The organism is Rhodococcus sp. (in: high G+C Gram-positive bacteria) (assembly GCF_049591685.1).
GTDB lineage: Bacteria > Actinomycetota > Actinomycetes > Mycobacteriales > Mycobacteriaceae > Rhodococcoides.
In genome coordinates this window covers 1-7,067 of sequence record NZ_JBAWFH010000019.1, presented here as the reverse complement: position 1 = coordinate 7,067, position 7,067 = coordinate 1, and the positions used below count along the sequence as shown (strand labels likewise).

General features: G+C 65.6%; 8 protein-coding genes. 7 read left to right on the top strand and 1 reads right to left on the bottom strand.

Annotated features, from left to right (window positions below; translation table 11 throughout):
• Nucleotides 1-103: 103 nt before the first annotated feature.
• The 3 genes from WBQ44_RS00650 to WBQ44_RS00640 are packed head-to-tail and all read left to right on the top strand — an operon-like array spanning nt 104 to nt 2,562.
• Nucleotides 104-1,402 (top strand): molybdopterin-dependent oxidoreductase, encoded by a 1,299-nt coding sequence (locus WBQ44_RS00650; RefSeq protein ID WP_495564806.1) that lies wholly within the window; start codon nt 104-106, stop codon nt 1,400-1,402.
• The gene (locus WBQ44_RS00645; RefSeq protein ID WP_495564805.1) at nt 1,399-1,887 is read left to right on the top strand and encodes a hypothetical protein; all 489 of its coding nucleotides are present in this window, start codon (nt 1,399-1,401) and stop codon (nt 1,885-1,887) included. The genes WBQ44_RS00650 and WBQ44_RS00645 overlap by 4 nt, the downstream gene beginning before the upstream one ends.
• A 3-nt stretch (nt 1,888-1,890) precedes the next feature.
• Complete coding sequence (locus WBQ44_RS00640; RefSeq protein ID WP_495564804.1) at nt 1,891-2,562, top strand: class I SAM-dependent DNA methyltransferase; 672 nt, start codon at nt 1,891-1,893, stop codon at nt 2,560-2,562.
• Between the two features lie 35 nt (nt 2,563-2,597).
• On the opposite strand, the gene WBQ44_RS00635 is transcribed toward WBQ44_RS00640, so the two are convergent.
• The gene (locus WBQ44_RS00635; RefSeq protein ID WP_495564807.1) at nt 2,598-3,893 is read right to left on the bottom strand and encodes a hypothetical protein; all 1,296 of its coding nucleotides are present in this window, start codon (nt 3,891-3,893) and stop codon (nt 2,598-2,600) included.
• A 128-nt stretch (nt 3,894-4,021) separates the two neighbouring features.
• On the opposite strand from WBQ44_RS00635, the gene WBQ44_RS00630 reads away from it, so the two are divergent.
• From WBQ44_RS00630 to WBQ44_RS00615, 4 genes are all read left to right on the top strand, one after another.
• Nucleotides 4,022-4,831, top strand: a complete 810-nt coding sequence (locus WBQ44_RS00630) for an S-methyl-5'-thioadenosine phosphorylase (RefSeq protein WP_495564803.1) — start codon at nt 4,022-4,024, stop codon at nt 4,829-4,831.
• The gene (locus WBQ44_RS00625) at nt 4,828-5,883 is read left to right on the top strand and encodes an NAD-dependent epimerase/dehydratase family protein (protein WP_495564802.1); all 1,056 of its coding nucleotides are present in this window, start codon (nt 4,828-4,830) and stop codon (nt 5,881-5,883) included. Before WBQ44_RS00630 ends, WBQ44_RS00625 begins: the two co-directional genes overlap by 4 nt.
• Nucleotides 5,876-6,523, top strand: a complete 648-nt coding sequence (locus tag WBQ44_RS00620; RefSeq protein WP_495564801.1) for a glycosyltransferase family 2 protein — start codon at nt 5,876-5,878, stop codon at nt 6,521-6,523. Before WBQ44_RS00625 ends, WBQ44_RS00620 begins: the two co-directional genes overlap by 8 nt.
• Nucleotides 6,520-7,067, top strand: a 548-nt coding sequence (locus WBQ44_RS00615; RefSeq protein ID WP_495564800.1) for a TIGR04282 family arsenosugar biosynthesis glycosyltransferase, incomplete at its 3' end; no start/stop codon positions are given. The genes WBQ44_RS00620 and WBQ44_RS00615, both read left to right, overlap by 4 nt.

Sequence of the window (7,067 nt, the reverse complement as noted above, 5' to 3'; positions counted from 1 at the left end):
GCCGGCCTGCTGAACGACACGTTCAAGACCGACGCTGTCACCCCGGGCCTCCTCGTGGGCGTCGCGACCATCACCGTCGCAACCGCGTAGCTCAACTGCGCAGATGTCAGCACAACCCGAGCGCGCGAAGTCACCGAACCCGGTGGCCTCGCGCGCTCGGCCGCGTAGCCCCTTGCGCGGCCCTTGGCTAACCTCCATTTTCGGCGCGATTCTGCTGGTCGGGCTGCCCATCGTTATCATCACTGGCCTGCTGTCGTACAGCGCCTACGGACCGCAGTTCGGTCAGGCCATGCCTGCCGATGTCGGCTGGCTGCGCCTACCCCACTTCGACTGGCCCACAGATCCGGCCTGGTTGTATCGACTCACCCAGGGGTTGCACGTCGGACTCGGACTTGTTCTGGTGCCGATCGTTCTTGCGAAGCTGTGGTCGGTCATCCCCAAACTTTTTGTGACGCCACCAGTGAGCTCCATAGCGCAAGCGTTCGAACGCCTCTCGCTCATCATGCTCGTCGGGGGGATTCTGTTCGAGATCGTCACCGGCGTCCTCAACATTCAGTACGACTACATCTTCGGCTTCAGCTTCTACACCGCCCACTACTGGGGTGCGTGGATTTTCATAGCAGGGTTCGTAAGCCATGCCCTGCTCAAGACTCCCGTGATGTTTCGCACCCTCCGCGGCCGATCGCTGATGTCTGTTCTTCGCGAGAAGCAGTTCGAACAGGAAGCCGGAGACTCCGATCTGATCGCGAACAACCCAGCCGAGGCGACCATCAGTCGGCGCGGAGCTCTCGCACTCGTCGGCGGAGGCGCGCTGTTCATCGGCATCCTCACTATCGGACAAACCACCGGCGGAGTTCTCCGAACCACCGCCTTCCTGCTTCCCCGCGGCCGCTCCTACGGAGACGGACCGAACGACTTTCAGATCAATCGCACCGCCCTCGCTGCCGGTATCGACGAGTCCAGCACAGGCGCGGATTGGACGCTCGAGCTGACGGGAGGTCCCGCACCCGTCAGTATGAACCGCGCACAGCTACTCGACATGGAGCAGCACACCGCCGAACTCCCCATCGCCTGCGTCGAAGGATGGTCGACGGTGCAAACCTGGACCGGCGTCCGACTACGCGACCTCGCGGCAGCGGCGGGCGTCGCGGACATCGAGACGATCGAGTCGGCAGTGGTCAACTCGATCGAGGAGAACGGCCCGTTCCGCCGAGCGACACTGCAGTCCAACCAGGTACTGCACCCCGATTCGCTTCTTGCCCTACGTGTCAACGGCGTCGACCTGTCGCCCGATCATGGCTACCCCGCCAGGATCATCGTCCCGGCCATGCCGGGGGTGCACAACACAAAGTGGGTAGCCACCATCGAGTTTTCCGCACCCGAGTCGAGGTCACCGCGATGAGACGGTTCTATGGCGCACACCCACTCCATCTGCTCGCCATGGGTTTCGCTTTCTCCCTGGTGGGTTATGTCGTGTACGTGGCCGGACTTCAGACCTTCTGGAACCGCGATGTTTGGTGGCAGTCGATCGCCGTGTGGTTCGCCGGCGCCGTCATCGTGCACGATCTGGTGCTCTTCCCCATCTACTCCCTGGCCGACCGATCGCTGCGGACGGGAATCGACGCCGTTCGAGGCCGCGCACCCCGCCTGAAACTACGCATCCCTCCGTTGAATTACATTCGCATCCCACTGCTCGGAACGGCGCTCACCTTCGCACTGTTCTTCCCCGGCATCATCGAACAAGGCTCGGAAACATTCACCACCGCAACCGGATTGACGCAAGAGCCCTACCTCGGCCGGTGGCTCGCGCTGACAGCGGGGATGTTCGGCGTCAGCGCACTCGTCTACGCCGCCCGGCTCGCAACCTCCGCACCACCGAAGGAGTAGCCCATGACCGTCACGGCCGACGACCTGTTCAGCCGCGCCTCTTCCGGCCTCCCGTGTTGGATGGGCCGCTCCGACGGCTCCCGTGAGTCACTACCGACCGACCGCTGGATGGGCGGGGACGCGTCGAGCGACGAAGACCGATCGGCCGACTTGTCCATGATCGGCCAATGCTCGGGCCCCACACTCGATCTGGGCTGCGGGCCCGGGCGCCTGACCGAAGGGCTCGCCCGACGCGGGATCTCGGCACTGGGCGTCGACACCTCCAGAAAAGCGGTCGACCTCACCGTCGGACGCGGTGGCAATGCCGTACTGCGCGACCTGTTCGAGCCGCTGCCCCATGCCGGCGAATGGTCGTGTGTGCTCCTCGCGGACGGCAACATCGGCATCGGCGGCGACCCCGTCCGGCTATTGCGCCGAGCGGCCGAACTCATCCGCCCCGACGGCGCCGTCATCGCCGAAGTCGAGCCACCCGGAGCGGACCATGTGCAGCCTCAAACAGTGCGATGGGAAACAGACACCCTGGTCGGTGACTGGTTCGCGTGGGCCAGCGTCAGCGTCAATGCCACGGCCGGACTGGCCCGCGCCGCCGGACTCGTCGTCGTGGACATCGCGCCGATCCACGGTCGGTACTTCGCGCGGCTCGAGAGCGCGGCTACTTCCCCCGTGCGCGGATAGTGTTGTTCCAACAACGTTTTTGGCACACGGGCGCACTACCAATTCGTGAACAGCAGATGGTTGATCGCCAGCGCCGCGAGCACCTGCAGGCTGAGCCAGAACTTGTGCGTCCGCTGCGGAAGAACTGCGGGCGCAAGCAGCATCCACAGCGCGAACGGCAGCCAGATGCGCTCGGTTTCGGCCTTGCTCAGCTGGCTCAGATCTGCCATCACCACGGCCGCGATGGCACCGATGACCAGCAGGTTGACCGGCTGGACGCGAGTGAAGATGCGCGGGAACGCAGCCGGCACCGCAACCCCGACCGCGCAGAACAGCGCAGCGATGTTGGCCCACCCCCAGTACTCGAACGGTCGATCCGTCGCGATGCCCTGGTAGTACCGCTCCTGAACCAGCTCGTAGCCGTCGAACCACCAGAAGCCTGCCCACGTGAAAACTGCCGTCACGACGAGCGCGCCCGCGACCGCGCCGATGAGCGGCCACGCCGTTCGTGCCGCGACGAGCACAGCGATCGCAGGCAGACCCATCAGCACCAGCCCGTAGTTCAGATAGATACCGAAGCCGAGAAGCACGCCCGCCGCTATCGACGCGGGCCACAGGTACCGTCTGGTCGAAATCGCCAACAGTGCGATACCCCACGCGACAACGCCCATGTAGAACGCATCGGCCGAGACGGCAACCCAGATCGCTGCGGGGGCCAGCACGACGAACGGTGCTGCGCGACGCGCCATCGTCTCGTCGCCGAGGGCACGGACGGCCACCAGGACAGCCACCGTCGCGCTGGTACCGACGAACACACACAGCGACGCCGCCCAGGTACCGCCGTCCAAGCCGAGGCGGTCAAGCCACACGAATGTCAGCAACGCTCCCGGCGGATGACCGGACACGTGCGTCGTCCACGAATCGGCCTGATAGTCGAGAATTCGGTCGGAGAAGCCACGAAGCATCGCCGGGATGTCCGTGACCCCCGGGACCTCGTAGAGGTACTCGTCCGTGGAGGCGAGCCGCGTGACGAATCCACGACGCCACCCGTCGATCATCGCCAGCGACATGGTCCAGGCTCCAGACGCCGCCCACGTCGTCAACAACAGACGACGCCACGGCAGGCGCCGAGCGAGTTCCGGGCCCCACAGCACGCCGGCGACGGCGATGACGATCGCGAACGGGGTGCCCCACCCGACATGGATCTCACGGAACCCGAAAAGTGGTGCTGCATCCGCGAAATCGCGTACCTGCTGTGGGGTTCGGTTGATGATGGGGGTGACGATCTCGTTGCCCAGGTACGGAACGACGAAGGCAGTCACCACGAGGGCAACCGCCGAAAATCCAGCGATGGCCGTTGCAGCGCCGGCGGCTTTCGGCTTGGCTGCGAGAGACTCTCTCCAGTTGCGGATAGCGTGCACCTAACGTCGAAAGAATCGTGTCCGACGCTCAGCATAGAAGAGGACGGAAGAACCGAGCCATGACAACGCATTCCCTACCTGACCGAAACGGCCGAGCCGACGTCGCCGTGATCGGCGGCAGTGGGTTCTACTCGTTCTTCTCCGACAACGTCGACACCGTGTCGCTGGAGACGCCGTACGGGCCGACGAGCGGTCCGATAACCATCGGCGACGTCGACGGCAGAAGCGTGGCGTTCCTCCCGCGCCATGGGGCTCGGCACGAGTACTCCCCGCACACGTTGCCGTATCGCGCCAACATGTGGGCGCTGCGGATGCTGGGTGTGCAGCGGGTGTTCGCGCCGTGTGCTGTCGGCAGTCTCGTTCCCGAGTACGGCCCGGGAACCGTCGTGGTGCCCGACCAACTGGTCGACCGTACGAGTGGACGCCCGCAGACGTACTTCGACAACGGTGGAATCCACGTCGAGTTCGCCGACCCGTACTGCGCTGACCTCCGCTCCGCAGCTCTGCAGGACGGCGTCGTCGACGGGGGAACGATGGTCGTCGTCGAAGGGCCCCGATTTTCGACGCGTGCGGAAAGCCAGTGGTTCGCACGGCAGGGTTGGACGCTGGTGAACATGACGGGCCACCCCGAGGCAGTTCTCGCCCGCGAACTCGAACTCTGCTACACCCCGATCGCGCTGGTCACCGATCTCGACGCGGGAATCGAAACCGGACAGGGCGTTCGAGCTGTCGATGTGTTCGCCGAGTTCCAGAAGAACATCGAACCGCTCAAGGCTCTGGTCCGCGGAGCTATCGGCGCCGCCCTCATGGGCCCGTGCGAATCGTGCCGAGTGCACGACGGCGTCTCACTTCCCATCGAGCTGCCATGACACGCGTACTGCTCACCGGCGCTGCCGGTTTCATCGGTAGCCACATTCTGGCATCGATCCTCCCGACTCACGACGTGGTTGCCGTCGACGCGATGCTCGAATCAGCCCACGGCACGGCCGGGTCCGTCGACGGTATCGAGCGGCTCGACGTTCGAGATCACGACGCACTCGTCGACCGCCTCGCCGGCGTCGACGTGGTGTGTCACCAGGCAGCTGTGGTCGGCGCGGGTGTGAATGCGGCCGACGCCCCCGCTTACGCCAGCCACAACGACTTCGGCACCGCCGTTCTGTTGGCCGCCATGGCCGAAGTCGGCTGCAGCCGACTGGTGTTGGCATCCTCCATGGTCGTCTACGGGGAGGGAAAATACCGAAACGCCGCGGGCGACATCGTCGTCCCGGGCGCACGGTTACGCGCCGATCTGGACGCCGGACGGTTCGACAACACCGATCCCGACACCGGCGATACGCTCGACTGGACGCTCGTCGACGAGGACTCGGCACTGCAGCCACGAAGCACCTACGCCGCAAGTAAATTGGCGCAGGAAAACTACGCGCTGGCATGGTCCTCGGCAACGGGTGGTTCCGTCACCGCACTGCGCTATCACAACGTCTACGGGCCACACATGCCTCGGAACACGCCGTACTCGGGAGTCGCTGCAATGTTCCGCTCCTCGCTCGAGGCCGGACAGGCGCCACAGGTGTACGAGGACGGTCGACAGGCCCGCGATTTCGTGCACGTCTCCGACATCGCCGCCGCCAACGTACTATCCATCGACGCAGCTCTTCCCGGGTTCACGGCTCTGAACGTTTCCTCGGGACAACCCATCACCATCGGCGAGGTCGCCTCCGCTCTGTCCGACGCCTGCAGTGGGCCGGCACCGGAAATCACCGGTAAGTATCGTTCCGGCGACGTCCGGCACATCGTCGCCAGCCCCGAGCGCGCGCGCCGCGCCATCGGTTTCACGGCCGCAATCGGGCCAGTCGACGGTCTCCGCGAGTTCGCCACCGCGCCGCTGCGAGACGCCGAAGGAACAGGTGCGCCCCGTGTATGAGCCGAGCGAGGTCACCGTCGTCATCCCATGCATGAACGAGGCAGGCTCGCTACCGGGCGTACTCGACCGCATGCCCGACGGCTACCGGGTGATCGTCGTCGACAACAACTCCACCGATGACACTGCGCGCGTGGCCGAGAAGCACGGCGCCACAGTGGTGCACGAACCGGTGCCCGGCTACGGTTCCGCCGTCCACGCCGGCGTCGTCGCCGCCCGAACGGACGTCGTCTGCGTGCTCGACGGTGACGGCTCGATGGACCCGGAGGATCTACCGAAACTGGTTGCCGCACTCGCCGACGCCGACCTCGCGGTGGGTCGACGCCGATCCGGCAACTCACCACTGCACGCCCGGCTCGGAAATGTCGTTCTCTCACTACGCCTTCGCACCAAGTACGCGCTGCCCGTGCACGATCTCGGTGCGATACGTGCGGTACGCAGACAACCGCTGCTCGACCTCGGCGTTACCGACCGCCGCTCCGGCTACCCGTTGCAATTGCTTGTCCTCGCCTCGGGCGCAGGATGGAAGGTCGTCGAACTCGACGTGTCGTACAACCCCCGCACCGCGGGCAAATCCAAGGTGTCCGGCTCTGCCCTCGGCACCGTGCGCGCAGTCCGCGACTTCTGGAAGGTGCTCTCGTGAAGGTCACCGCGCTCGTCGTGGCGAAGGCGCCCGTGCCCGGTCTCGCGAAAACCCGCCTCGCTGCAACCATCGGGTTCGACGCCGCAGCCGACATCGCCGCCGCAGCCCTTCTGGACACCCTCGACGCGGTAGCAGACGCCGACTTCGGCGCTCGCGTCATAGCCCTGACCGGCGACCTCGACAAAGCCGCACGCGCCGACGAACTGAAGGCGCGGTTGGCGACGTTCACCGTGGTGACCCAACGCGGCGACGGGTTTGCCGACCGGCTGATCAACGCGCACTTCGACGCCGCGACAGGCCATCCCGTCTTCCAGATCGGTATGGACACACCGCAGATCGATATTGCCCTGCTGAACTCCTCGGCGGCCCACCTCACCGAGCCAGGCCGAACGGTGCTCGGCATGGCGGAGGACGGCGGATGGTGGGCGCTGGGCATCCCCGATCCGACGCTGGCCCGTGCCCTACGGGACGTACCGATGTCGACGCCCGACACGGGTGCGAGAACCGCTTCGTCCTTGGCCGCCCTGGGCGCGCACATCATCCC

Bases quoted from the DNA above. Each gene is read 5' to 3' on its own strand.
- WBQ44_RS00625 (WP_495564802.1), top strand. From the start codon at position 4,828: ATGACACGCGTACTGCTCACCGGCGCTGCCGGTTTCATCGGTAGCCAC.
- WBQ44_RS00645 (WP_495564805.1), top strand. From the start codon at position 1,399: ATGAGACGGTTCTATGGCGCACACCCACTCCATCTGCTCGCCATGGGT.
- WBQ44_RS00650 (WP_495564806.1), top strand. From the start codon at position 104: ATGTCAGCACAACCCGAGCGCGCGAAGTCACCGAACCCGGTGGCCTCG.
- WBQ44_RS00640 (WP_495564804.1), top strand. From the start codon at position 1,891: ATGACCGTCACGGCCGACGACCTGTTCAGCCGCGCCTCTTCCGGCCTC.
- WBQ44_RS00630 (WP_495564803.1), top strand. From the start codon at position 4,022: ATGACAACGCATTCCCTACCTGACCGAAACGGCCGAGCCGACGTCGCC.